Genomic DNA, 24214 nt, shown 5'->3' on the forward strand with positions numbered 1-24214 from the left:
TCTTGCAGCCGGTCGGGCACTCGCTGTTGAGCGTAGAACGTCCCATCTCTATCTTTGACTAGTCCCATCACGCGCATCAAATGCTACGGGCTCGTGCTGCCACCTGACAGCAGACAAAGCCATAGTTTGCGTGATGATTTTGATTTAGCAGGGCTTCTGGAGCCGCTGGCGGTCCCTACGGGAATCGGACCCCTGTTTCAGCCTTGAGAGGGCCAATTTGACGGCCAACGCCTGTCCGCTGGCGTCCACCAACATCCAATTAGATCAATAGGTTGAATAAAAGTAGTTCACTATTGTCCGCCGTCATGCACCGCTGCATATTTGACGAATATTCAACGTTCATCAGGGCGAAGCGACATGTCAAAGACGCTCACCGAGGCTCAGGTTACGACGGCAAAGGCCCGGGACAGGCTTGAGCTTGGCGTGCATTGGCGCCGTCTCGATGCCGAGGCGCATCTGGGCTATCGCAAGGGCAAACAAAGCGGCGTCCGGTTCGTCCGCTGGCGGAATCACTACGAAGGCGGCAACTACAAGCAGGCTCCCCTGGGCGTTGCTAACGACCTCAACGACAAGCCAAGGGATGGCACCCTAACCTTCGAACAGGCCATGAAGGCCGCGCGCGAAGCCGTCGACCAGGCCAGAACGGAAGGGGCGGCCCAGGCAGCCGGCCCTGCGCCGACGGTGCGGACGGCCGTCGAGGTCTACATCAAGGAACGCGACGAGCGAGAAAAGCGGCGCACAGGCCGCGAGATCCGATCCGATGCCAGCATTAAGCTGCGGCGATACGTTCTCGGCCAAGAAAAGCGCGGCAATCAGGAAGCGATCGAGCCCGCTCCTCTGGCAGCGGTGGCTCTGCATGCGCTCACAGAGGATCACTTGTGGACGTGGCGCGAGGGCCTGCCGACAGACCTGAAGGTCACGACCAAGCAGCGGTTTGCGAACGATTTGAAGGCCGCGCTCAATGCTGCATGGCCAAGGCTTTCGACCGATCGAAAAATGCTCAACCCGACGTTTCTGGCCATCGTGAAAGCGGGTTTCAAAGCCGAGCGGGTCGACGATGATGATGAGGTGTCGGTTGCTCGAGATAATCAGGTCCTTACGGACGAGCAAATTGGCGCCATCCTCAAAGCTGCGCGGGAGATCGATGAGGAACAAGGCTTCGATTTGGATCTGTACCTCGTCGTTGTCTGTCTAGCTGCCACGGGAGCCCGCTACGCCCAGGTCAGAAGAATGCGGGTTCGTGACGTGCAGGTCGCGGAACGGCGCCTGATGGTGCCCGGCTCCTACAAGGGCCGTGGCGGCAACGGCGGATCCGTCCCCGTTCCGGTCGGCGACGACGTGATCGCGGTGCTGCTGCCCGCGATCGTCGAACGAGCCGGCGATGCAATCCTGTTCGAGCGGTGGTTCCACGAACAGGAGCCGGGTAGCATCGCGTGGAAGAAGTCCGAGCGGAGCGCGTGGAAACGGGGCGAACTCGTCCGTCCTTGGAGCGCCATTCGCGATCGCGCCGACATGCCAGAAGTTATTCCGTACGCCTTCCGGCACTCCAGCATCGTGCGCGGCCTCCGCAAGGGCCTTCCCATCCAGCAGGTCGCGAAGCTGCACAACACTTCGGTCAAAATGATCGAGCGGCACTATGCCAAATACATTGCAACGGCTCTCGAAGACCTCGCCAGGGCAGCAGTTGTGCCGCTTGTGCCGCGGGACGGAGGGAATGTGGCACCAATGAAAAGGCGGGCGTGACGAGTGCTTAAAGGATCGCAGGTCAAGCGCGAGCGTCAGTACCTGGACAGCGAGTGCATCAAGGTCGTTTCGCCGGACCGGGGCAACATCAAAGATCACGGTTGACAAAAACGCCATTTTTTCGGATAAGGTTGCGCACGTCAGGGGGCAACCAGATTCGAGGAAAAACGTGGATTGCGCAGAAGCCTTTCTCCGAGACCAGATCCCGCTGGCGTTGCGGTCCTTCATTCCCGCCACACTTAAAACTGCCTATGAGGCCGCCGCTCTTCTCATCGCGGATGAGCCGATCCTGAACGTCACCAGCGCGCAGGACAACCGAGGCCGCATCATCCAATGGGCCGTCGATCTCGGCTTCGAGCGACTTTGCAGGAGCGGGCAGTGGCCATTTGATCTCCGCTGGCGCTGGTTCGAACGCCCGACCGGCCGGTATCTGGAAATCCTTCCTTCACATTCCGCGGTGACAATCAGCCAGGTTTCTGACCCTTCGAAACAGCCTCGCGACGTTGCATTCCGAGCGAACAAACGCTTGAACGGCCAGGGCTGGTTGGCAGGGCTGAAGCCGGATGGCGAAGAAGCGGGAGGCACCCCGCACATCTTGCTGTTTCACGGCTACCAGACTTTGAACTTCGCCCATCTTGGGCTCCCGCGGGAGGATCAGCAGAAGGGGTATCACTACAGGACCCCCAACCTGATGCTGATGCCTCACGTTGTAACTTCACCCGAACCGCCGCCCGAAGACACCGACATCGAAGCCGTGGTGACCCTCAAAGAAGAAATCGACAAGTGGCGTAGAGACAATGGGGACCGATAGAGTAGTCCAGTTTCCCGCTCCTGCCGCCCGCGCACACCAAGCCGGGCGGCTTTTGATTCCATCCAAGCTGCGCGATGCGCGGAAGGTCGCAAGGATGTCGCAAGGCGATCTCGGCGATCGCATCGGCGTGTCTCGGCAGGCGGTTTCCGCCTACGAGCGCGGCGACAAATCGCCGGAGCCATCCACCTTCCAAAAAATGTCAGATGTCCTGGGCCAGCCCGTCAACTTTTTCACTAGTCCAGACGGCCCCCCATTCGGATCCGCGGGAGCGCGGTTCTATCGCAAATTCGGACCTGAAACGCTCCGTCGCAACGAGGCAGCCGCGGTGCTAGGCGATTGGTTTGTTCAAACGGCAAAATACTTCGACGGATTTGTCAATTACCCGCCTCCCTCACTCCCGGAATGTGCGCCTGCGAACTCGTCCGGCCGCTATGAATTTGAAGAGATCGATGAGATCGCGCTCAATCTCCGGAAGCTATGGGGTCTTGGGCCTGGTCCGATCTCAAACGTGCTCGCTCTGCTGGAAGCAAAGGGCATCGTGATTTGCCGATACGAAATGCAGGGAGAGAACGTCGAAGCATTCTCGTTCTGGAATGGCGCTCGTCCATTTATTTTCATGGCCTCCGAGAAGGAGGCCGGCGTCCGGAGGCGCTATGACCTAGCCCACGAGCTTGGTCACCTCGTTTTACATCGATGGGTCGAGCAATCGGACCTGGAGGACAAAGCCACGCTGAAAGCAATAGAAGCCGAGGCTGATAAATTCGCTGGTGCTTTCTTGTTGCCGAGCAACTCGTTCCCCAATGAGGTTTACACCACTCGGCTTGACGCGTTCGTGCCGCTTAAGGAGCGCTGGAAGGTGTCGATACAGGCCATGGTGTATCGATGCCGCGATCTGGAAGTGATCGACGCCGACCAAGCCCTCAATCTCTACAAGCAGATATCCTTCCGACGCTGGCGCAAAAAAGAGCCGCTCGACGATCCTCGCAAGATCCCGGTCGAGCAACCGCGTCTGTTGAAGCGCGCGGTAGAACTTGTGCTTGAGAGCGGAAAAAAACATCCAGAAGACATCCTGAATGAGCTCGCGCTCAGCGCCGGGTGGATTGAAATCTTCTGCGCTCTTACGCCGGGAACTCTTGCAGGCCCCGGCCAATCTCCGGTCGAGCCGACACTCAAGTAGATCGCATGAGGAGCGCATCGGCGCGTTGCCTGCGTATGCCTCAATTAGCGGCCTCTTTCCAACCCACGACGGGCAGTACTTCACCGCCGATCCATGCCACCACGAATCGATAATTTGCGCGCCGCTGCCGGCGTCGCTTTCATGGCGGCATGCCCGCCCTCACCCGCCGCCGCAGCAAGGACGTTCCCCACCGCGAAACGTGGCTGATCTATTGTCTGGAGTTTTACGAACGGGTTCTCAGACGAGCCGCGCCTTCAATCCAGAAGCAGCATTAGTCACGCCCTCACGCTGCATCGTAGCGGAGCCTCGCGAAGGCCGCTCCGACGTGCCGTTTGGATCCCACGACCGCGCCCTCCTCGCAGTGCGCGGACATTTCTGCCCCGGCGTCAAATTTTCCTTGCACCGCATTCTCGAATAGCATGTAGCCGCTAAGAGAGAATGTTCTGTCTTGATCCGACAAGAAGCCAGAAGCGGTGGGATGAGGGCTATTATAGCAACTGCTAATTAGACAATCAAAAAGGCCCGCCGCCGTCAATGCAAACACCCGTCGGCCCCCGCGTCGCCATCGGATGCGGAGGCCGATCGAACGCTTTAGCGCGCCTATAAGGGAAAGAAGATCGCGTTTAGGTGCCGCGGATTCAGTTCAGCAGTTCGAGGTGCTTAAAAGCAGAAAATGGGATGAAATGAGTCTTGTTACTTACATCCTGGCTTAACACGATCCAACTAGGACCGACAGCAGTTACGACTCCTTGCTCGGCAAGCCAGTAACCGCCGCCAGAAGCGCCGGAATTCCATTGCCACTCGTACCTCACGATTACTCGGGTAACTCCCGCCTTCAAAAACTGATTTGCATCCGAGGTTGACGAAACGGCAGCCGGTTGAACTGTCTGTCCGAAAGCTATGTTCGTCATCCCAACGAGGATGAGCAATGCTGCATAGAGTGGGTGCGTACGCATAATTACCTCCGTCATCTAAGGACTGATCTGGTAAAATAGACGTGCGCTAAAGCGCACTGATACTACCTCTCCGCTTGCAACCTGTAAACGTTGAATTGAAGTCGCACTCGCTGGGTCCGTGCTGGGCGGACGATGGCGGTCGCCATACTGCCGGCATTGTTGTCGAGTGCTCGGTGCCGGGCCTGAACGCAAGTTCGCGACGATAACGCGCCGAGTAGGCCATACCGGCCGATTATCGCGGCTTCGTCGAGGAAGCCGATCAAGGTCTGATCGTTTTTTCTTCGGTCCGGTGCAGACGTTGCTCTTTCGGGCTACCACCACATGGCGTGCTTGCGCTCCGAGACCCTTACTCGACTCTTGGGTGTGCGCGCGACATCATAGCTACATGAAAAAGCGCACCATCCTTCTGCCAATGGTCGCCGTCATTGTGGGCATGATGTGCGCCGTGGTTGGCTTGCTCTGGATGGCCGATGCCTGGGGTCCCCTAAAGGCCGGCGAGAGTGAGCGTTGCGACACTCAACTCCCGCAGTGGCTTGGCTGCGTTTTGAGCAGACACGGCGAGCTTGCCGGTGGCCTCATCGGAGCCGCTGGGGCAATCATAGCGGGAATGATGGCGTGGCTCGCGGCGATGAAAACAATCGACGACAACCGCGCAAGGGAATTGCGCGCCTTGGAAGTTGCTCACCTGCGAATTGGTACTATCGCTGACTGCTTCAACGAAGTTTGGCGCGTTGAGGAAAAAATGCAGCAGGGTGGCGACCGTGAGCGAGGGACACGGTTGATCTTCAGTCTTCTTCCGCTCGACGATTCCCGTGTGTGGGATGAGTGGATCAAACAGCTTAAAGACCTGTCGATGTCAGATGAGTTCGACGCCAAGCGCAAAATCGACCTCAAAGAGTTGGCCGAAACAGTGGAGACGGTCAGAAGCTATATTCCTATCGGACGGAATCCATTAATCGTTGACCCCGCATGGCGCAGGCGCCTTTCGGCTACTCTCAACTACTTCAAACACACTTGTGACAAATTCGATCCCGCCGGCCCCGACTACTTCAAAGGCCGAAAATCGAGTCCCTTGGACGAGCGCGAGGATTGGCAGCACATCGCTGGCCTAGTGAACTCGTTTGTGAAGGAGTAGCGGCGTCGCTCCCGTGTAGCGTTTGCCAAGACCGGCCGCGTGACGGAGGTCTCCAACCGGCGCGATCATCGGACCGCCTCACGTTGAGCCGGAAGATTTCGCAAGTTGCTCCAATCGCTGGAGCAGCATCTTGCCATCGATCAACTCGAGCCTCGACGGCATATGACAAGCAATCAACGGATCCTGTCGTAGACGAGGCGCAAAGTCAGAGGTGGTCGTGAGAAAGCCTTTCGAAGCGGTATCCCCCTGAAGCACGCCATGAGCGCTCGCACATCCTCGGCTGTAACCAAATGATCCGGCTTATAGGCCTTAACCTGGTCAATGACCCGGATACTGCCCAACCCCTTCTTAACGGCAATGATGTCTCGACCATAATCACCCGAATGCGGGGTCAGAGTTACCTCGTCAAACCCAGCCTTCTTGTACGCGCCAGCGATGATTTCTTCCCATTTTCGAGGAGGAATCTGAAAAGCCGCATTCGGATCGGCCCCCAACAATTTGACGATATCGAGCCAGGGCACAGTAACCGCTTCGATCAAGAGCCCTTCTTTGGTCTTGTCGCCGGTGATGACAACCGCCTGCATCACCAGACTGGCGCTCGCTGTTACTGCCCGAACCTCTTCGAGCGTGACGGTCGCGATTGCGGTGGAGACCGCCATAGAGGAGGCTACCGCGTGTACCGTTCTCACCGTCGACCCGCAGCGCGGACAGGGATATCTTGACGGGCGATCGAGATCGTCGGGGACGCCCTCGCCACAACTCGAACAGGTGACTGGAGAACTCATGGGTTCGTGCTTGTCCGGTTTTTCGAAGTTAGGCGGCTTGCTTGATGCGCTTCGCGATCTTCGCCACTGTCGCGCGGCTGCAGCCGGTCATGTTCTGGATTGATCCCCACGATTGGCCAGCGGCAAGCATGTTGGCGATGCCGTCATTTCGGTCCGTATCTTCCGGGCGGCCCTTGTAGCGGCCCTCTGCCTTCGCCTTCGCTTGGCCCTGTTCCTGCCGTCGACGCCGATCAACATAGTCCTTCCGCGCCACGGCCGCGAGCATGTCGAGCAGCATGCCGTTGATCGCCTCAAACATGCGGCCAGTGAACTCGTCACCTGCGTTGGTCGCCATCATCCATGACGTCGGCAGGTCCAGCGCCACGACGCGCACGCGACGCGCGGTCATCTCCGCTTTGAGGCGCTCCCAGTTCTCAGCGGTCAAGCGCGATAGACGGTCGACCTGTTCGACAAGGAGAATGTCGCCCGGGTGTGCATCCGCGAGCAGGCGGAACAGCTCCGGCCGGGCGAGCTTGGCGCCGCTCTCGTTCTCGGCGTACCACGCGGCGATCGTGAGTCCGCGCTCGGTGGCGAAGGACTTAAGCTGGCTCCGCGCTCGGTTCGCATCTTGCTCCGAGGTCGACGCTCTGAGGTAAGCCCGAACGAACATCTCGACCCCTCCGGTTCACTTTGGATGGTTCATATAATATTGGTTCATTTTGAATTTTCAAACTGAATTAGTGAACCAGCGCGGAAATCGAACCACCGGTGCAGCGCTCGGTACTGTCGTAGGACACCGGGAAAATCGATTCAGAACACTGTGAAATTTGCGGGTGCATGAAGCAAAAACGCCGCCCGCTTAAATGTCGCGCGAGCGGCGGCTTTCCAGCCCCCGGGAGGGGGGAAATGGGCAATTCCCCGGTGACGATTAGTCTGCATGACCCATGCCAAGGTTTTGTGTGATGCGGCTCCGCGTCAAGTATTTCAGAGAGACCGGCCCCTAGGCGCGTTTCTGCCGACGAGAGCGGTCGTTCGCAGGCTGGGTTCGGCTCTGCGCTTTAGCCTGCGGGTTCAGCCGCTGCATCCGGACTTGCTCCGAAAACCGGCCTTTCTCATCTTGTCAGCCTCGGCGGAAGACATACAGCTCTTGCCGGAGGGCACGGCGGTCGCGTTTTCCTATTGGGTGAAGTTCTGCAAAGCCACCGCGCTGAAAAGCGCGGCTTCCTGGATACGGAAGCCCAAAACCGTCGACGGCAAGCCGCTCGTTGCTGCCACTGTAGTTCAGCCTGATGGTGAAGCCGAGTTCTTGATGCTAGAGCGTTTCACGTTTTGATGGAAGCGTATCCGGCGTTTTCGAAGTAGTTGCTGCATTCGTTGGGCTGGATGGTTGTGATGAGGCCGCCGATATGGCGGCAAATGTCGTCGATCGTGCGCTTCTGGGCGGAGCGCATCCAGTGCTTGATCTTGGCGAAGGTTTGTTCGATCGGATTGAGGTCGGGGGAGTATGGCGGTAGGTACCAGAGCCTGGCGCCGGCGGCTTTGATCAGGCTGCGCAGGGCAGCCGATTTATGGCTGCCGAGATTGTCCAAGATGACGATGTCACCCGGCTGAAGCTGCGGGACGAGAACCTGCTGGACATAGGCGCGGAAGCATTCGCCGTTGATCGGGCCATCGAACAGGCAGGGTGCGGTGAGACGGTCACAGCGCAATGCGCCAAGGAATGTCAGCGTCCGCCAGTGACCATGTGGCGTGAAGCTGCGCACCCGCTCGCCTTTTGGTCCCCATCCGCGCAGTGGGGCCATATTGGTTTTGATCCAGGTCTCGTCGATAAAGACCAGGCGCCGGGGATCGAGTTTGGCCTGCCATGAGCGCCAGCGCTGGCGTCTACGCGCGATGTCGGAGCGAGCTCGCTCGAGGGCGAGCAGCGTTTTTTTTGAACCGCAGTCCCTCGCGCCGTAGAAACAGCCAAACCGCATTGTGGGAGACCTTGACCCCGCGCGCGAAAAGCTCGTCCTTGAGGGCGTGAAGCGTCAATGCGGCGTCTGACTGATCCGCTCCTTGCTGAAGGCGCGATGTGGCTCAAGCACGGGCTTGCGATGGCCGCCCATCTTTCCGGGCGCTACCGAGCCGCTCGTCCGATAACGCTGCGACCACTTCACAACCGACGAAACCGCAACCCCAAACCGTGTTGCTACCGAGCGGCAGCTCTCGCCCTTTACAACCGCCGCAACCGCACGCTTACGCAGATCATTGGAAATTGGTCGGACCATCGGATGCTGGCCTCCATCCCAGCCAGCATCTTGAATCATATTCGTCTCTGATCCGGAATCCCTTCCGATTCAATAAATTCGTGAACCGCTCTAGCGACACTCGCAATAGCCGTTTGGATCACAATAAAAGTTATCGGGGTTTTGGCACCAGGTCTCGCAATACTGCGGGTTGTCGCATCGACAGTAAGGCGCGAGTGGTGCCTCGTGACACAAATAGTCATCGTCGGACTTATGGAATTTCGGCTTCTTATGTTTGTGAATTGCAACTTTTCCTACCGGCGAAGCATTCGAAATTGAGTAGTCCGCGGCGATTGTTGCTGAAGGGTAGAGAAATGAGAGAAAGGTTAGGGCAACAGCAATTTGCCTCTTCATAAAAGTAGATCTCCCTCTGAACATGATTCGACGTGCACAGGATCGGTCGATCGACATCTTTGCAATTCGTTCGCGCCGGGCGCTACGCCCGTTTACCGATTGGCACAACTTTCCCACCGTCCCGTATCACGAGAGGGACGACAGCGGCCCTGGCGAGGTCGTCCTGGGCCGTTGCTCGCAAGCTCCTGGACGAGCACGACAACAAGCGCAAGGAAGCGGAAGAGGCCTACGTCAAGGCGACCGTGAAGAGCGCGCGCGAACCGCTACATCCGCGTCGTGCCCCGCTGCCTCGCGCTCATCGAGCGCGTGCCCAGCGTTCTGTGCGTCGGACCTCACGCGATCTTTGCCGAGGCTGTCAAAGAGGACCGGAAAGCGCCCGCGACACGCGCTGGCTGATCAGTCCTCCTACGCCACCGCTGGTTTCGCCCGATGAGTAATTCAAACCCTCAGAAAATCGGGCTACTCACGCAACTGTGACTTTTTATTTCAAAGTCCTTCTTCGTCTCAGGGTTCGGCTCTGGCGCGTACTCGACGAAGGGGTGGCCGGCACCAAACAGCGGTTCTCAGGCTTGAGCCAGCGTGCCGGTGCGGCGAGCTGGTGTTGCGGGTGTTGGTGACCGGCGGCCCATCCGTGCGCGGTGGAGGCGGCATGCCAACGCATGAACGCCATATCGCACCCGGCGTTGGAATTGCGCATCACTAGACCGGGACAATCAGAAACACGCCGGGCATCGGCGCGAGATTACCGACCTAGCCGCTGATCACCCGCAACAGGCTGATGATCGCGGCTTGGTTGGTGGTGATGCTGTGAGATTGCACATCAGGACGCTGACTAGTCAGGTCTTGTATGGCGTCGGCCTATATGTCTTGTGGTCGGGATGGGGACTTCCGCTTAGATAAAGGACGGACCCACAGTCGTTGCAAACCATCACGTCACATCTACCGGGGTTCCAAGTCTGGCTCTGCAATATCCCGATGTGCCGGTCACCGAAGCAACTGACGCACACCTCAACGGATGATCCATTTTCCGCCTCTGCTTGCTTGGTGCGGTAAACCCGGATGCCTGGCTCCAGTTCAACAAGCTCGTAATTCGTTTTTTGTGCCTCCCAATCCTCGAAGGTCTTAAGCTTCGCTTCCAGCTCCTGAATTTTTTCTGCCGCTTCGGCGTATCTTGTCTGGGCAGTAAAGATGTGTTCCCAAAGCTCAGATACAGCTTTATTGCGAACGTTTTCATCGTTCATGTCCTTCATTGACTTCGCAATGTTGAACATCGAATTAAACGCGCTCAGACCTGCGAAAACCTCGGCCACCATCCTTTTTCCACCCCTGCTTGTTTGGACCGGTCCGGTATGGACCACTGCCGAAAAATACCACGTCTTCTGCCAAAAGGACTGATGGAAGGCAGCCGATCCACAAAGTTGCAGTGATCAGGGGCTCGTCCTATCGTTCACCCGGCCATCACGTCGACGGCGGATCGCTCGCCGAAAGCTTGTTCGGTCGCATGGCACCAGATGGCTGCGCTTGTACCGATGCCGCGCACCTCTGAGCAGTCCTTGCAGCACATGTGGTTCTCTAGCTCGTAAGCCGGCGTTGAGTTCGGTCGCCGCATCGATGTGCGAATTGCCCAAGGCTTCACGCTCGCACCTTGCACAGCGGTCGCGCAACTGGCATCAATTTGTTTTTGAGGATTTCCGATGCGATTTGCTTTTCTGGTTCCGCTCGCTTTGCTGTCGACCATGCCTTCCCTGGCGAGCGCCGATCCCAACGAAGACTGCTTCAAGACGAAAGCCGACGTGCGCGACCCGCTGATCGACACTTCGCAGGCGCTGTTGAACATGACGGCAGCCATCCGCAAGGTTCTCATTGTTAATGGCTTTCAGGATCTGGCTAGGCCTCATCGCAGGGATCAAGAATGCCGGCAGTGCCTTGTCGGCAGTGGCCTACTTGAACGTGGCGGTGAAGGCGAAACAAAATCCGGGTTACTGTTCCGGATTGACCGAGGATCAGTGCTACGAGCGTTCATTCAAAGAGCTCCAAAACGCTCCAGATGCCGCGAAGTTCTTAACTCAGTTGGACCGGCTGCCCCCAGATGGCCGACGAGTACATCGTCGTTACCGGGAGCACGGCTGTCCAGCACGACCCGAATTTGAGGCGCACGATCTGTCAGGCAGACTACACTTTAAACCTTGCCGCGTTTAGCATGCTTGGAGTTGAGATGAGCCAAAAAGACCTCAAGGTCTTAGAGGATATTCAAAGAGTGCAAGGGGGCGCGGGACTGGTTTCCGGCCAGAAGGTCTACTCGCGCAGATCCTATAGCGTGCAGCCTGACGGCAATGGCGGAATGACCATTTCGCTCATAAGCGATCAGCGCTGATCACTGTTCCTAATAAATGGGGGGACAGACGAATAGGCCGCAGGGCAGCTCGGCATCAGACGCGCACGGCTCTTCGGAATCTCGTTATCGCGCGTACTCGTACAATTCAGGCTCACCAGAGGGCTCCAGCCCCAAGTCAAGATGTGCGTTGAACTGAGGAGCCGCCCCCGATGCCTGACAGGAAGCGTCTTGGATTGAATAGCCCAACGGACTTGTTGGCGAAACTTCATTGGGAAATCGGTCAACTTGGTCTTCCTATAGACGAGGAGGCTATCGCGTCCTACCGGGCGTTCAATTGCGCAGTGACGGCCTGGAGCATTGCGACTGGGTCTGGAGTGTGGCTGCCCCTGACTTACGCGAGCGATTTCGAACGGAAAGTCCAAACTCGAGTGCCATGGTTCGGAGCCTCTTGCCTCCCTGCTGAGAAAGCAAAGCCGTGAACTCGCCATTTGTCAGCAGTGAGCAAACGGGTCGAAGCACTTTGTCCTCGACAAACACATCGACGAGGCTGTTTCCTCCTACAGGACCGCCAGCGTATCGCTCTATCTTTCAGACGACGGAAGGGGACGTTCGGTAACCTCCTTGAGAGGGTAAGGTCGATCCGCTGATGGTCATGCGATGGGATACCTTGCGGAGGTCGGCCCGGCTCGTCTGCATGAGCAGCCCTCACAGCACCAGTTTCGCAGCAGAAACGATCGGGGCGAGGCGGAACGAACGAGACCACAGTCGTTATCCGCCGCTCATAACGGTCTAGTTGCAGGTTAATTCGGGTCGAACTAGCAACGAGGTCGCACTCTGTTAGTGACGGCTGAAACAGGGGTTCGATTCCCCTAGGGAGCGCCAGTGATTTCAACAACTTACTGACGCGCCCGGTGGTGCCGGTTTGTCGGCCCACCATCTGCTACGTGCCAGAGAGCTGATGTAGTCCTGCTTAGCAGCACGCACTCGGCGGTGAGGGCCTTCTGAACTCTATCTCATTTTCGTCGCCGCGGTATCCAATTACACGACGAGCTCATAGCGGCCATTCGGTTTATGCACCGCACAAGTATGATGCTCTGGATGAACACGGACTGGCGCCAGCGCAGGTGCGTGCACCTCGTTGGGCTGGCAAATCACCTAGAATTCGACCGTGCGTGAAGCGCCTCGCGAATTGTCCTTGCAGACGAAACCAGACAAGGCGATCTTACGCCTTGCACGCGTACTTGCTCGTCTGGCGGCAAGGGAAGATCATGAAAGAGAGCTTGCCGATCGAAGAGACAAGGAAGAGAGCGACGATCTACGCTCGATTTTCAACCGATCTTCAGAACGAGCGTTCGATTGAAGATCAACTTTCACTTTGTCAAAGCTATGCAGAGCGCGAAGGCTTAACGGTTGTCAGCACCCATGAAGATCGGGCTCGCTCAGGTGGCTCTGTCATGGGCCGCGAAGGCCTTCTGCGGATGTTAGACCGAGCGCGGGAGAGATCATTTGACGTAGTAATCGTCGAAGCGCTCGATCGCCTCTCTCGCGACATGGAAGATCTCGCAGGTATTCACAAACGATTATCTTTTCTCGGCATCGAGATCCGGGCAGTCCACGAAGGCGTCGTGAACACCGTGCTAGTCGGTCTTCGCGGCCTGGTCGGACAACTCTATCGCGAGGACAACGCGCACAAGGTGCGGCGTGGCCAAGCAGGTCGGGTCAGGCAGGGTTTGGCGGGAGGTGGTCTAACATACGGATACGCTGCGGTCGCTGGAAAGAGTGGCGAACGAGTCATCGTCGAGGCCGAGGCACAAGTGATCCGGCGCATCTTCCAGGAATACGTGGACGGTCGGACACCTCGCGAAATCGCGCACGATCTCAACAAGGAGAGGGTATCACCTCCGCGAGGGCGGACATGGAATGCCTCAACTATCAATGGCAATCTCGAGAGGGGAGCCGGCATTCTGCAAAACGAGCTTTATGTAGGGCGCCTCGTTTGGAACAAAGTCAGGATGGTGAAAGATCCCGACTCGGGAAAGCGCCTTTCACGACCAAATCCAAAGACTGACTGGCAGGTGGCTGAAGTGCCGCATCTTGCAATTGTCAATCGAGAGCTATTCCGATCTGCTCAGCAGCGCAAAGCGGATCGCGGTCACACCCACCCCAGCCATCAACGCCGGCCTCGTCGGATGCTATCTGGCCTGCTCCGTTGCGGCTCGTGCGGCTCGGGCATGGCGACCAATGGTCGCGACAAATCAGGGCGCGTTCGCGTTCGCTGCTCGACGGCGACTGAGAGCGGCACGTGTCCAGACGCCAAGACTTTTTATTTGGACGCCGTCGAGAGCGCGGTCCTCAACGGTCTAAAGGCCGAATTGCGTGCGCCGAAGGTTATCTCGGAATACGTACGCACGTATCTTGAGGAGCGGAAGCGCCTCGCGGCCACCTCACATGCGAAACGGCAGCGCCTTGAGCAGCAGCTTGGGCAACTAAACCGGGAAATCGAACGACTGGTGGATGCGATCGCGAAAGGACATGGCGATCCATCCGTTCTCGGACCGCGATCGACTGCCTTAGATGCCGAACGAAAGCGGATATCTGAGGAGTTGCAGAGTGAACCACCCGCCGTGAAGGAAGTCGCGCTGCATCCGGCCATCCTCAAACGATATGAGGAGCAACTCGGTCGGCTTGAAGAAGCACTGGGTAAAGGTGTCAGTGCGGGCGACGCAGAGGCCGCAGAAGCCATTAGGGACTTGGTCGAGACGATCACTGTGTTCCGCGATCCAGGCCGCCCAGGTGGTGTAGCCGTGGAGATAGCAGGCCGGCTAAACGCCCTGCTCGGGGAAAAGGACTATCCAAACCAAGTCAAAGGAGTGTGGGGAAAGGTGGTAGCGGGGGAGGGACTCGAACCCCCGACCCCAGGATTATGATTCCCGTGCTCTAACCAGCTGAGCTACCCCGCCACAGGGTCGCGAACGGCTGAACAGCCGATCTCGCGAACGCGCGGCATATAAGGAAGGGGGCGGTGGGAAGTCAATCCGCCTTCGCTAAAGCTTTGGCGGGACAAGGCGGTTGAGGGTGGAAAAGGGCCGATTTCGGCGGCGGACTCGCCCGTTTTCGGACGCCGGACCCGCGGGGAGGCCCCTCACCCGACATTCGCGCTGCGCGCGGATTCCGGCCGCTCCCCGGCGGGGAGAGGCGAAGCAGGGCGACGAACTACGCTATTTCGGCTTGATCGTGGGGTCGCCGCCGGGGCTGCCGGGGGGCGGGATGACAGGCATGCTGCCGTCGGTGCTCGGCGCGGGGGCGTGCATTTCGGGGTCGACGCCGGATGGCGGGCAGAGCACGCCGTCGGATTTGGCCAGCTTGTCGCCGAGCGGTTCCCGGGCTTGACCCGTCGTGGTGCCGTCAGGCGCGGTGGCGCGGTTCGGGCGGTCCTGCGGAGCGCAGTCCGCCGTGTGCTGCGGGGATGGCGGCGCGGTCGCTTGCGGCGGCGTCGCCGGGGCGGGCGGGGCCTGCGCGATCGCCGCGCCGGAGGCTGCGATCACGAGGCTGGCCAGGATGATTGATGATGTCGTGCGCATGGGAAGGAAACGCGCGGAACCCGCGCCCCGTTCCCCCGGCCGAACATTACGATTTATGGTAGCGGATCAGCGAGAAATGGCCCATCGGCGGCATGGGGCGGCGCTCGGCGAGCGTAATGCCGCCGTGCTTGGCGGCCCAGTTGACGAGACGGGCCCACGGGAATTCCGGACGCCAGCCGAGACGGCGCGCCAAGGGCGCAAAGGCGAGCTCGGAGAGTTTGCGCAGCCCTTTTTCGGCGCCGATGTGGTTGACCAGGATCAGTTCTCCGCCCGGCTTGAGCACGCGCACGAACTCGTCGAGCGTGCCTTCGGGATCGGGCACCGCAGTGATGACATATTGCGCGACCACCGCGTCGAAGGAGGCGTCGGGGAAGGCGAGGTTCTTCGCGTCCATCACCGAGAGCACTTCGACATTGGAGAGGCGAAGCGCGCGCACGCGTTGTTGCGCCTTGCGCAGCATGGGCTCGGAAATATCGACGCCGCAGATTTTCGTGGTGCGCGAATAATCCGACAGCGACAAGCCGGTGCCGACGCCGACGTCGAGGACGCGGCCGCCGATGCGGTCGGCCTCGGCGATGGTCGACTGCCTGCCAGCATCGAACACCTTGCCGAACACGAGATCATAGACCGGCGCCCAGCGGCCATAGGCCTTCTCGACCCCGGCCCGCGAGATGTCTGCTGCCATGCCCCTGCCCCGGAAATTTCCTAGCCGCGGACCGCCTCGACGAGCGGCCTCGCCGTGCTCGTAGCCACCTTCGCGGCGGCGCTCTGAATGAACCCGCCGCCGAGCACGCGCGCCTGCCCTGACGGTGCGTCGTAGAACACGCAGGCCTGGCCGGGCGAGACGCCCTCTTCGCCGGCGACAAGCTCGACCTCGTAATGGCCGTCAGCGCCGCGCAGCCAGGCTGGCTGGGGCGCACGCGTGGAACGCACGCGCACGAACAGCTCGAGACCAGACCCGATGGCGCGGTCGATGTCGCCGCCGCCAATCCAGTTGACGTCGCGCAAAGCGATGCGGTGCATCTTCAGCGCATCGCGCGGGCCGACCATGACGCGGCGGTTGGCCGCGTCGAGCCGCACCACGAAAAGCGGCGCGGCGGCCGCGATGCCGAGACCGCGGCGCTGGCCGATGGTGAAATTGGCGATGCCGTGATGCTGGCCGAGCACGCGGCCGTCGAGATCGACGATGTCGCCGCTTTCCATCGCGTTCGGACGCAGACGGGTGATGATGTCGGTGTAGCGCCCCGTCGGCACGAAGCAGATGTCCTGGCTGTCGTGCTTGTCGGCGACGCTAAGGCCGAAGCGGCGCGCGAGCTCGCGCGTCTCCGGCTTGGTCATGTCGCCGAGCGGGAAGCGCAGGAAGTCGAGCTGCTCCTGCGTGGTCGCGAACAGGAAATAGCTCTGGTCGCGGTCGCTGTCGGCGGCGCAGACCAGCGCGCGCGACCCATCGTCGCAGCGCCGCGAGGCGACGTAATGACCGGTGGCGAGTGCCTGCGCGCCAAGCTCGCGCGCGGTCTTCAGGAGATCGCGGAACTTGACCGAGCGGTTGCACTCGATGCAGGGCACCGGCGTCTCGCCGAGCGCGTAAGAATCGGCAAAGTTGTCGATGACGGACTCGCGGAAGCGATCCTCGTAATCGAGCACGTAATGGGGAATGCCGAGCTTGGCCGCGACGTCGCGGGCGTCGTGAATGTCCTGGCCGGCGCAGCAGGCACCCTTGCGGTGAGTGGCCGCGCCGTGGTCATAGAGCTGCAGCGTGATGCCGACGACATCGTAGCCCTCGGCCTTCAACAGCGCAGCCGTCGTCGAGGAGTCGACGCCGCCCGACATGGCAACGACGACCCTGGTATCCTCAGGACGGCCTTCGAGATCCAGACTGTTGAGCATGGGCCTAAGCTGACGTGACGGCGGCGTTTGCCGCGATTGCTGATGCTCTGGACCGGGACGTCAGCGGTCCCCGGGAACCCTTGTTCCCTCGGGGGCACTGGCTTGCCCGGTCGAAAGCGGCTGAGAGCTATCCTTTAATATAGGCGGCATTCCGGTGAAGCAATCATGCCCGCCCGGACGTGAGGGCAATTCTTGCCGGGGGCGGCAGAAATGACGGGGCTGAAAGCCGGCCGGCGGGTCGGCGACTTCCAATCAAGACGTTGATTTTACATCATAAAATCGGAAGCTCCCGGACTGGCCCGCTCCTTGCTGACCTTCTGGTCCGAAGCTGTTTTCAAGGGGTCGCCTGTGGTTGGTGTCACGTCAGACGTAGCGGCAAGTGCGCAGGTGTCGAGCGCGCAGCAGAAGCCTGTCCGGCCGCAGAACACCCAGGACACCACGCCCGGCGATTCCTTCGGTTCGCTGATCGATAGCAACACCCAGGCCATCAGCAACAGCGCGCCGCCGTCCTCGAGCCAGGACAACGCGCCGCGGCGCAGTGATTCGTCGTCATCCTCCGCGCCGTCGTCATCCTCCTCCTCGCCGAACCGAAACAACACCGCCTCGAGCGATCAATCCTCGCAGAGCAAGCCGAGCGACGCCGCGGATTCCGCGCCGCCGGCTAGCAACGCACCGCCCGCGCCGGCCAAGGCTGACGAGATATCCAAGGGCAAGACCGACGCCACCATCCTCAAGGCCGACAAATCCGACGGCACGAAGGATGCCAAGACCGACGGCACCGACGGTCGCGCCGCCGCGGTGGACGCCACGGCCGCGGCACAGACTGCAACGCCGGCAGCGACGCCTGATCCGACCGCCGTTCCCGTTGCCGTACCCGTCGTTGCCGTTGATCCAAATGCCGCGGCGGCCCAGGCTAATGGCACGGCGTCCTCGCCGCTGACGATCGCGGCTGCCGGCATCGCCGCCAGCACCTCGACCGCAGCGCAGATATCCGGCCTCAAGCTGGATGCGACCGGCAAGGCCACGAAGACCGATGGCAAGACCACGACTGATGGCAAGGCCGCGCTCACCGATGCGGCCGCTACGACGACCCCCGCGAGCGCGACCGATGCGACTGTCAACGCCGTGCAGCTGACCGCGGTCGACCAGGGCACGCCAAAAACCTCGTTCAAGGCCGCCGCGACAGCGCAAGGTCAGACCGACGTCTCCAATATCGGCCAGGACACCGGCAAGACCGCGCAGGCGACAACGCCTGCACAAAATCCGGCGGCCGCGCCGACGACCATCGCCGCCCATCCGCAAACCGCCAAGCCGCAGCTTGATACGACGACTGCCGATGGCAAGCCCGCCGCCGCCGACAGCAAGGCGGATGCCACCCCGGCCGCATCGATCACGCACGTCCATGCCGATACGCAAGCGGTTGCTGCCACGACCGATGCCAGCACACAGGCCGCCAACGCCGTGCAGGCGCCGCTGACCACCACGACGTCGGCCGCCACCGCATCGACCGCGACACTCACCGCGACCGCGGCCAATGCGAATGCCGTGCCGATCAGCGGCATCCCGGTCGAGATCGCGGCCGCCGCGCGCTCCGGAAAAACCCGCTTCGACATCAGCCTCGATCCGGTCGATCTCGGCCGTATCGACGTCCGCATCAATGTCGACCGCAACGGCCAGGTCACCTCGCATCTCACGGTCGAGAAGCCGGAGACGCTTCAGATGCTGCGGCAGGACGCACCACAATTGCAGCGCGCGCTCGACGATGCAGGCCTCAAGACCGGCAGCAGCGGGCTCTCCTTCAGCCTGCGCGACCAGAATTCATCGGGCCAGAACACCGGCCAGAACAACGACAACTCTGGCAATTCCCGCCGGCTGATCATCAGCGAGGATGACCAGGCGCCAGCCGCGCCCGTCAGCCGCAGTTATGGCCGCATGCTCGGATCGAGCAGTGGCGTCGATATCAGAGTGTGAGGAGTATCAGGCCATGACCACCACGAATGCCGCCACCGCGCCATCAGTCGTCTCCGGCACGACGCAGACCTCGTCATCCTCCTCGTCCTCGTCGAGCGCGAGCCTGAGCTCGTCCACGGGCGCGACGCTCGCCGGCAACTTCCAGACCTTCCTGACGCTGCTGACCACGCAGCTGCAGAACCAGAACCCGCTCGATCCGCTCGACACCAACCAGTTCACCCAGCAACTGGTGCAGTTCGCCGGCGTCGAGCAACAGCTCAAGACCAATGATTCGCTGTCGCAGCTCGTGACCCTGCAGCAGACAACGCAGGCAACCCAGGCACTGGATTTTGTCGGCAAGAGCGCGGTGGTCGACGGCACCACCGCGACCTTGTCGCAGTCCTCGGCGACCTGGCATCTCAACGTGCCCTCCAGCGCCACGGTCAGTATCTCCATCGCCAATTCCACCGGCCAGACCGTCTTCAACGGCCAATATTCCGCCGGTGCCGGCGCAGACATTCCCTTCACCTGGAACGGCCAGGGCAACGACGGCACGCAATGGCCCGATGGCAAGTACACGATCACGGCGACCGGCAAGGACGCCTCCGGCAACACTGTCGGCGTCGCCGCCCAGGTGCAGGGCACGGTGTCATCAGTCGACCTGACCCAGTCGCCGCCTTTGCTCACCATCGACGGCAACAGCTATACGCTGAGCCAGGTGAAGAGCGTCGTCGCGAGCACGAGCACCAGCAACTAAGCCGGCGCCCGCGCATTGAAGTACGGTCCGTGGCGTTCGCCGGGACCACATTTGAAGGCCTCTGCGACGTCCACGCAGCTCTCGTCAGTTAGTAAAGTATTTACCCAGACCCCGCCCGGCCGGTTGAGATCTTGTTTTCAGCCCGCCGGGCCAGCGTCGTTCCAGCCAGTTTCAACGAGAATTGTATTGAAGCCTTAGGCTTAGCGGATTTTTAAGCCGGCCGGCGTAGGGTTCCTGAGTGAGTTCAGTGGTTGAGAGTTTGTGAGTACGCCATGACAGAACCCCATCGCCCGAGGGTAAAATACGTCATCGGGCCGGACGGCAGTCCGCTGACGATTGCAGATCTGCCCGCACCCGGCACCAAACGCTGGGTCATCCGCCGCAAGGCCGAAGTCGTAGCCGCAGTTCGCGGCGGACTTCTCTCGCTGGAGGAGGCCTGCAGCCGTTACACCCTGACGGTCGACGAATTCCTATCCTGGCAGTTTTCCATCGACCAGCATGGTCTGGCGGGGCTTCGCACCACCCGCATTCAGCAATATCGCCAGTAAGCAATACGGAAATCTGCTGCCTTTGACGAAAATCGGCCCCGCTTTGCGAGGCCGATTTTTTTCATGTTTGCTTCTGGCGCGACTTTTGTCCGAGCTCTTAATGTTCGTTAACCATATCGAAACCATCACCTAGGCAATAATTGCCCAGTCGGCCGCTCTTGGGTTGCGGGTCGAATCTGTCGGGGCGGTTGCTTGCAGGGTCTTGCGGACTTTTTAAAAGGTATCGGCGCCGCCCGCTTCGGGGCGATGATCGCGGTCACCGCCGCCCTCATCGGCTTCTTTGCATTCGTCATCATGCGGGTCACCACGCCGCAGATGACGACGCTGTTCACCGACCTCAGCATGGAGGATTCCTCCAGCATTATCAAAGACCTGGAACGCCAGGGCATTCACTACGAGCTGCGCAATGACGGCACCATCATCATGGTGCCCAAGGACAAGGTCACGCGTCTGCGCATGAAGCTCGCCGAGGGCGGCCTGCCCAAGGGCGGCGGCGTCGGCTACGAGGTCTTCGACAAGTCGGACGCGCTCGGCACGACCTCTTTCGTCCAAAACATCAATCATCTGCGCGCGCTGGAGGGCGAACTCGCCCGCACCATCAGGGCCATCGACCGGATCCAGGCCGCCCGCGTCCACCTCGTGCTGCCCGAGCGCCCGCTCTTCGCGCGCGACGCGCCGGAGCCGTCGGCCTCGATCGTGGTCCGGGTTCGCGGCGCGCTCGAAGCCCAGCAGATCCGCGCCATCCGCCACCTCGTCGCATCCGCTGTCAACGGTCTGAAGCCGCAGCGGGTCTCGATCGTCGATGAAGCCGGCCAGCTGCTCGCCGACGGCGCCGCGACCGATCCGGAGCAGGCCGCAGGCGACGACCGGCGCATCGCCTTCGAGAAGCGGCTGCGCAAGGAGGTCGAGGACATCGTCTCCTCCGTAGTCGGCTCCGGCCGCGCCCGGGTCCAGCTCTCCGCCGATTTCGACTTCAACAAGATTACCCAGACCTCGGACAAGTACGATCCTGAAGGCCGCGTGCTGCGCTCGACCCAGACCCGCGAAGAGCAGAGCATGACGGCCGACAATAACGGCCAGGTCACGGTCAACAACGAGCTTCCCGGTCAGCAGCAGAACAGCGGCCCGGCCGCCAAGGACCAGAGCAAGAAGACCGAAGAGACCAACAATTACGAGATCTCCCGCACCACCAAGACCGAAGTGACCGAGGCCGGCCGGGTCAACCGCATCTCGGTCGCGGTGCTGGTCGACGGCATCTACACCAAGAACGACAAGGGCGAACTCACCTACACCGACCGCACCAAGGAGCAGCTCGACCGCATCGCCACCCTGGTGCGCTCGGCGATCGGCTTCGACCAGAAGCGCGGCGACCAGGTCGAGGTCGTCAATCTGCGCTTTGCCGACGCCCCCTCCACCGCCCCGATCGTCGAGCCCTCCGGCTTTCTCGGCATGCTGCAATTCACCAAGGACGACGTCATGTACTTCGTCGAGCTCGGCGTGATGATGCTGCTCGGCCTGGTCGTGATGTTCATGGTGATCCGCCCGCTGGTGAAGCGCATCCTCGCCTCCGACGAAGTCGCCGCCGCCATCTCCGGCGTGCTCTCGGGCCCCGCAGCTTCCGAAGAGGCCGCCCCGCCCTCCGGCCAGCCGCTGCTGCCGGGCGGCGCCGCCAGCGCCATCGACGTCGCCACCATCCAGGGCCAGGTCCACGCCCAGTCCGTTCATCGCGTCGGCGAGCTCGCCGAACGCAATCCCAACGAAACCGTCGCCATCATCCGGCAATGGCTGACCGAACCCGCGAAATGATCGAGTGAACTGACATGGCCGCATCCCTGCAAAACGCCAACTCGAACGACATCACCAGCGTGATCTCAACGCTCGGCCAGCGAGCCGGCAACCGCGCCAACGGCAAGGGGGCCGAGCAACTGACCGGCCCGCGCCGCGCCGCGATCCTGATGCTGGCGCTGGGTGAGCAATATGGCGGCAAGATCTGGTCGCTGCTCGACGACGACGAGGTGCGGCAGCTCTCGCTGGAAATGTCGACGCTCGGCACCGTCGAGGTCGACACGGTCGAGGACATGCTGCTCGAATTCGTCTCGCGCATGTCGGCTTCCGGCGCGCTGATGGGCAATTTCGACGCCACCGAGCGGCTACTGCAGCAATACCTGCCGCCGGAGCGAGTCAACGGCATCATGGACGAGATCCGCGGCCCTGCGGGGCGCAACATGTGGGAGAAGCTCTCCAACGTGCAGGAAGAGGTTCTCGCCAACTACCTCAAGAACGAATATCCGCAGACCATCGCGGTGGTGCTGTCGAAGCTGAAGCCGGAACATGCCGCCCGCGTGCTCGGCATCTTCCCCGAGGACCTCGCGCTCGATGTCGTCAACCGCATGCTGAAGATGGAGGCGGTGCAGAAGGAGGTGATCGAGAGCGTGGAGAAGACGCTGCGCACCGAATTCATGTCGAACCTGTCGCAGACCCGCCGCCGCGACGCCCACGAGGTGATGGCGGAAATCTTCAACAATTTCGACCGTCAGACCGAAACCCGCTTCATCACCTCGCTCGAAGAGGACAACCGGGAATCGGCCGAGCGCATCAAGGCGCTGATGTTCACCTTCGACGATCTCGTGAAGCTCGATTCCGGATCGGCCCAGACGCTGATGCGCAACGTCGACAAGGACAAGCTCGGCGTGGCGCTGAAGAGCGCCAACGAGGATGTCCGCAGCTTCTTCTTCGGCAACATGTCCTCCCGCGCGGCCAAGATGCTGCAGGACGACATGGCGGCGATGGGCCCCGTGCGCCTGCGCGACGTCGATGAGGCCCAGGCGCTGCTCGTCAACCTCGCCAAGGATCTCGCCGCCAAGGGCGAGATCATGCTGACCAAGAACCGCGCTGACGACGAACTGGTGTATTGATGGGCGCTCCGGCCAAATTCCTGTTCGATACCGACTTCGCCGCGCCCGACCGGACGCGCGAGAAGGCCACGACGGCGGCCGAGATCGCGCAGAAGGTCGCGGAAGCCGAAGCCCGTGCCTATCAGGACGGCTTTGCCGCAGGCCAGCGCGAGGCCAAGGCCGAGAGCGACCGCCGCGTCGCCCTCGCGATGGAAGAGATCAGTATCGGCATCAGGGGCGTCGCGTCCGGCATCGGCAACATCGAAACCAAGATGGAGACCGAGGCGGTCGAGGTCGCCATCGCCGTCGCCCGCAAGCTGTGCGCCGACCTCATCGCCGCCGAGCCGCTCGGCGAGATCATGGCGCTGGTCAAGGACTGTTTTTCGCATCTGGTGGCGACGCCGCATCTCGTCGTCCGCATCAACGACGCGCTCTACGACAGCGCGCGCGAGAAGATCGAGCGGCTTGCCAAGCAGAGCGGTTTCGAAGGACGGCTGGTGATCCTGGCCGAACCCGAAATTGCCGCCGGCGACTGCCGGATCGAATGGGCCGACGGCGGCGTCGTGCTGGAGCGCAGCGCCATCGCGGCCAGGATCGACGAGATGGTCGGACGCTATATCGCGTCCCGCAGGGGGAGTTAAGCCATGAGCGACAATGACGGACAGGTCCCGCTGCCCGACCTCAACGGACCGCTGCCGCCTGCCGGCGCCGACGTCGGCTACAACGAGGACGAATATGCCTCGCGCGTCGCCGCCGACCTGGAAGCGGTCTTCGACGTGCCGGTGCAGGTTTCGGCCGTGCTCGGCCGCTCCAAGATGGATGTCGGCGAGCTGCTGAAGCTCGGACCCGGCACCGTGCTCGAGCTCGACCGCCGCGTCGGCGAGGCCATCGACATCTACGTCAACAACAAGCTCGTCGCTCGCGGCGAGGTCGTGCTGGTCGAGGACAAGCTCGGCGTCACCATGACGGAAATCATCAGGACCGAACGCGGCTAAGGCACGCATAAAGAATGACGCGCGGCAGCGCGAACAGAC

The 24214-nt window shown here is 61.0% G+C and carries 22 protein-coding genes, 2 tRNA genes and 1 pseudogene; 15 read left to right on the forward strand and 10 right to left on the reverse strand.

All coding sequences use genetic code 11. From position 1 onward, the window contains the following. The first annotated feature begins 357 nt into the window (after positions 1-357). The 3 genes from ACVWZ4_RS06600 (at position 358) to ACVWZ4_RS06610 (ending at position 3731) form a co-directional block, all read left to right on the forward strand. Positions 358-1743, forward strand: a complete 1386-nt coding sequence (locus ACVWZ4_RS06600) for a tyrosine-type recombinase/integrase (protein WP_456701412.1) — start codon at positions 358-360, stop codon at positions 1741-1743. A 169-nt stretch (positions 1744-1912) separates the two neighbouring features. After that, positions 1913-2554 carry a hypothetical protein gene (locus tag ACVWZ4_RS06605; RefSeq protein WP_456701411.1) on the forward strand — a complete coding sequence of 214 codons (642 nt, stop codon included), beginning with the start codon at positions 1913-1915 and terminating at the stop codon, positions 2552-2554. Further along, the gene (locus ACVWZ4_RS06610; protein ID WP_456701410.1) at positions 2541-3731 is read left to right on the forward strand and encodes an ImmA/IrrE family metallo-endopeptidase; all 1191 of its coding nucleotides are present in this window, start codon (positions 2541-2543) and stop codon (positions 3729-3731) included. Before ACVWZ4_RS06605 ends, ACVWZ4_RS06610 begins: the two co-directional genes overlap by 14 nt. A gap of 638 nt (positions 3732-4369) precedes the next feature. Here ACVWZ4_RS06610 and ACVWZ4_RS06615 read toward each other — a convergent pair. Next, positions 4370-4687 (reverse strand): hypothetical protein, encoded by a 318-nt coding sequence (locus ACVWZ4_RS06615; protein ID WP_456701409.1) that lies wholly within the window; start codon positions 4685-4687, stop codon positions 4370-4372. A gap of 385 nt (positions 4688-5072) precedes the next feature. On the opposite strand from ACVWZ4_RS06615, the gene ACVWZ4_RS06620 reads away from it, so the two are divergent. Further along, positions 5073-5822, forward strand: a complete 750-nt coding sequence (locus tag ACVWZ4_RS06620) for a hypothetical protein (RefSeq protein ID WP_456790065.1) — start codon at positions 5073-5075, stop codon at positions 5820-5822. 173 nt (positions 5823-5995) lie between these two features. On the opposite strand, the gene ACVWZ4_RS06625 is transcribed toward ACVWZ4_RS06620, so the two are convergent. After that, positions 5996-6481 (reverse strand): restriction endonuclease, encoded by a 486-nt coding sequence (locus tag ACVWZ4_RS06625; RefSeq protein WP_456701407.1) that lies wholly within the window; start codon positions 6479-6481, stop codon positions 5996-5998. A gap of 154 nt (positions 6482-6635) precedes the next feature. Beyond that, positions 6636-7256 carry a recombinase family protein gene (locus tag ACVWZ4_RS06630; RefSeq protein WP_456701406.1) on the reverse strand — a complete coding sequence of 207 codons (621 nt, stop codon included), beginning with the start codon at positions 7254-7256 and terminating at the stop codon, positions 6636-6638. 267 nt (positions 7257-7523) lie between these two features. Between ACVWZ4_RS06630 and ACVWZ4_RS06635 the strand changes: the two genes are divergently transcribed. After that, entirely contained in the window at positions 7524-7919 is a 396-nt protein-coding gene (locus tag ACVWZ4_RS06635; protein WP_456701405.1) for a hypothetical protein, read from the forward strand. Here the strand turns inward: ACVWZ4_RS06635 and ACVWZ4_RS06640 are convergent. The 3 genes and pseudogenes from ACVWZ4_RS06640 to ACVWZ4_RS06650 form a co-directional block, all read right to left on the reverse strand. Then, positions 7909-8856, reverse strand: a pseudogene (locus ACVWZ4_RS06640) (IS630 family transposase). The gene ACVWZ4_RS06635 and the pseudogene ACVWZ4_RS06640 sit on opposite strands and share 11 nt — an antisense overlap. Positions 8857-10064: 1208 nt before the next feature. Next, complete coding sequence (locus ACVWZ4_RS06645; RefSeq protein ID WP_456701404.1) at positions 10065-10541, reverse strand: hypothetical protein; 477 nt, start codon at positions 10539-10541, stop codon at positions 10065-10067. Positions 10542-10675: 134 nt separating this feature from the next. Continuing rightward, positions 10676-11077 (reverse strand): hypothetical protein, encoded by a 402-nt coding sequence (locus ACVWZ4_RS06650; RefSeq protein WP_456701403.1) that lies wholly within the window; start codon positions 11075-11077, stop codon positions 10676-10678. A 240-nt stretch (positions 11078-11317) separates the two neighbouring features. Between ACVWZ4_RS06650 and ACVWZ4_RS06655 the strand changes: the two genes are divergently transcribed. The 3 genes from ACVWZ4_RS06655 (at position 11318) to ACVWZ4_RS06665 (ending at position 14490) form a co-directional block, all read left to right on the forward strand. Next, positions 11318-11602: a hypothetical protein gene (locus ACVWZ4_RS06655; protein WP_456701402.1), complete on the forward strand. Its 285-nt coding sequence runs from the start codon at positions 11318-11320 to the stop codon at positions 11600-11602. Positions 11603-12360: 758 nt separating this feature from the next. Then, positions 12361-12445 (forward strand) — tRNA-Thr (locus tag ACVWZ4_RS06660). Positions 12446-12831: 386 nt separating this feature from the next. After that, entirely contained in the window at positions 12832-14490 is a 1659-nt protein-coding gene (locus tag ACVWZ4_RS06665) for a recombinase family protein (RefSeq protein ID WP_456705156.1), read from the forward strand. On the opposite strand, the gene ACVWZ4_RS06670 is transcribed toward ACVWZ4_RS06665, so the two are convergent. The 4 genes from ACVWZ4_RS06670 to mnmA all read right to left on the reverse strand — a co-directional run bounded on the left by ACVWZ4_RS06670 (position 14447) and on the right by mnmA (position 17031). Then, positions 14447-14523, reverse strand: a tRNA-Met gene (locus ACVWZ4_RS06670). The genes ACVWZ4_RS06665 and ACVWZ4_RS06670 overlap by 44 nt on opposite strands. A 258-nt stretch (positions 14524-14781) precedes the next feature. Then, positions 14782-15144 carry a hypothetical protein gene (locus ACVWZ4_RS06675; protein WP_456701401.1) on the reverse strand — a complete coding sequence of 121 codons (363 nt, stop codon included), beginning with the start codon at positions 15142-15144 and terminating at the stop codon, positions 14782-14784. 46 nt (positions 15145-15190) lie between these two features. Continuing rightward, the gene (locus ACVWZ4_RS06680; protein WP_456701400.1) at positions 15191-15829 is read right to left on the reverse strand and encodes a class I SAM-dependent methyltransferase; all 639 of its coding nucleotides are present in this window, start codon (positions 15827-15829) and stop codon (positions 15191-15193) included. Between the two features lie 20 nt (positions 15830-15849). Next, positions 15850-17031, reverse strand: a complete 1182-nt coding sequence (gene mnmA / locus ACVWZ4_RS06685) for a tRNA 2-thiouridine(34) synthase MnmA (RefSeq protein ID WP_456701399.1) — start codon at positions 17029-17031, stop codon at positions 15850-15852. 348 nt (positions 17032-17379) lie between these two features. Here mnmA and ACVWZ4_RS06690 point away from each other — a divergent pair, with 348 nt between their 5' ends. The 7 genes from ACVWZ4_RS06690 (at position 17380) to fliN (ending at position 24175) form a co-directional block, all read left to right on the forward strand. Continuing rightward, positions 17380-19002, forward strand: a complete 1623-nt coding sequence (locus ACVWZ4_RS06690) for a flagellar hook-length control protein FliK (RefSeq protein WP_456739951.1) — start codon at positions 17380-17382, stop codon at positions 19000-19002. Between the two features lie 13 nt (positions 19003-19015). Further along, the gene (locus ACVWZ4_RS06695) at positions 19016-19738 is read left to right on the forward strand and encodes a flagellar hook assembly protein FlgD (RefSeq protein WP_456739952.1); all 723 of its coding nucleotides are present in this window, start codon (positions 19016-19018) and stop codon (positions 19736-19738) included. Between the two features lie 272 nt (positions 19739-20010). Beyond that, positions 20011-20286 (forward strand): CtrA inhibitor SciP, encoded by a 276-nt coding sequence (gene sciP, locus ACVWZ4_RS06700; RefSeq protein WP_002714638.1) that lies wholly within the window; start codon positions 20011-20013, stop codon positions 20284-20286. A gap of 192 nt (positions 20287-20478) precedes the next feature. Next, positions 20479-22092, forward strand: coding sequence for a flagellar basal-body MS-ring/collar protein FliF (gene fliF, locus ACVWZ4_RS06705; protein WP_456739953.1), 1614 nt, complete (start codon positions 20479-20481; stop codon positions 22090-22092). 14 nt (positions 22093-22106) lie between these two features. After that, a complete protein-coding gene (gene fliG, locus ACVWZ4_RS06710; protein WP_456701395.1) occupies positions 22107-23201 on the forward strand; it encodes a flagellar motor switch protein FliG in 1095 nt (364 codons plus the stop codon). Further along, entirely contained in the window at positions 23201-23821 is a 621-nt protein-coding gene (locus tag ACVWZ4_RS06715) for a FliH/SctL family protein (RefSeq protein ID WP_456739954.1), read from the forward strand. The genes fliG and ACVWZ4_RS06715 overlap by 1 nt, the downstream gene beginning before the upstream one ends. 3 nt (positions 23822-23824) lie before the next feature. Then, positions 23825-24175: a flagellar motor switch protein FliN gene (gene fliN / locus ACVWZ4_RS06720; RefSeq protein ID WP_092239456.1), complete on the forward strand. Its 351-nt coding sequence runs from the start codon at positions 23825-23827 to the stop codon at positions 24173-24175. Positions 24176-24214: the final 39 nt, after the last annotated feature.

The organism is Bradyrhizobium sp. USDA 4472, from assembly GCF_054058595.1.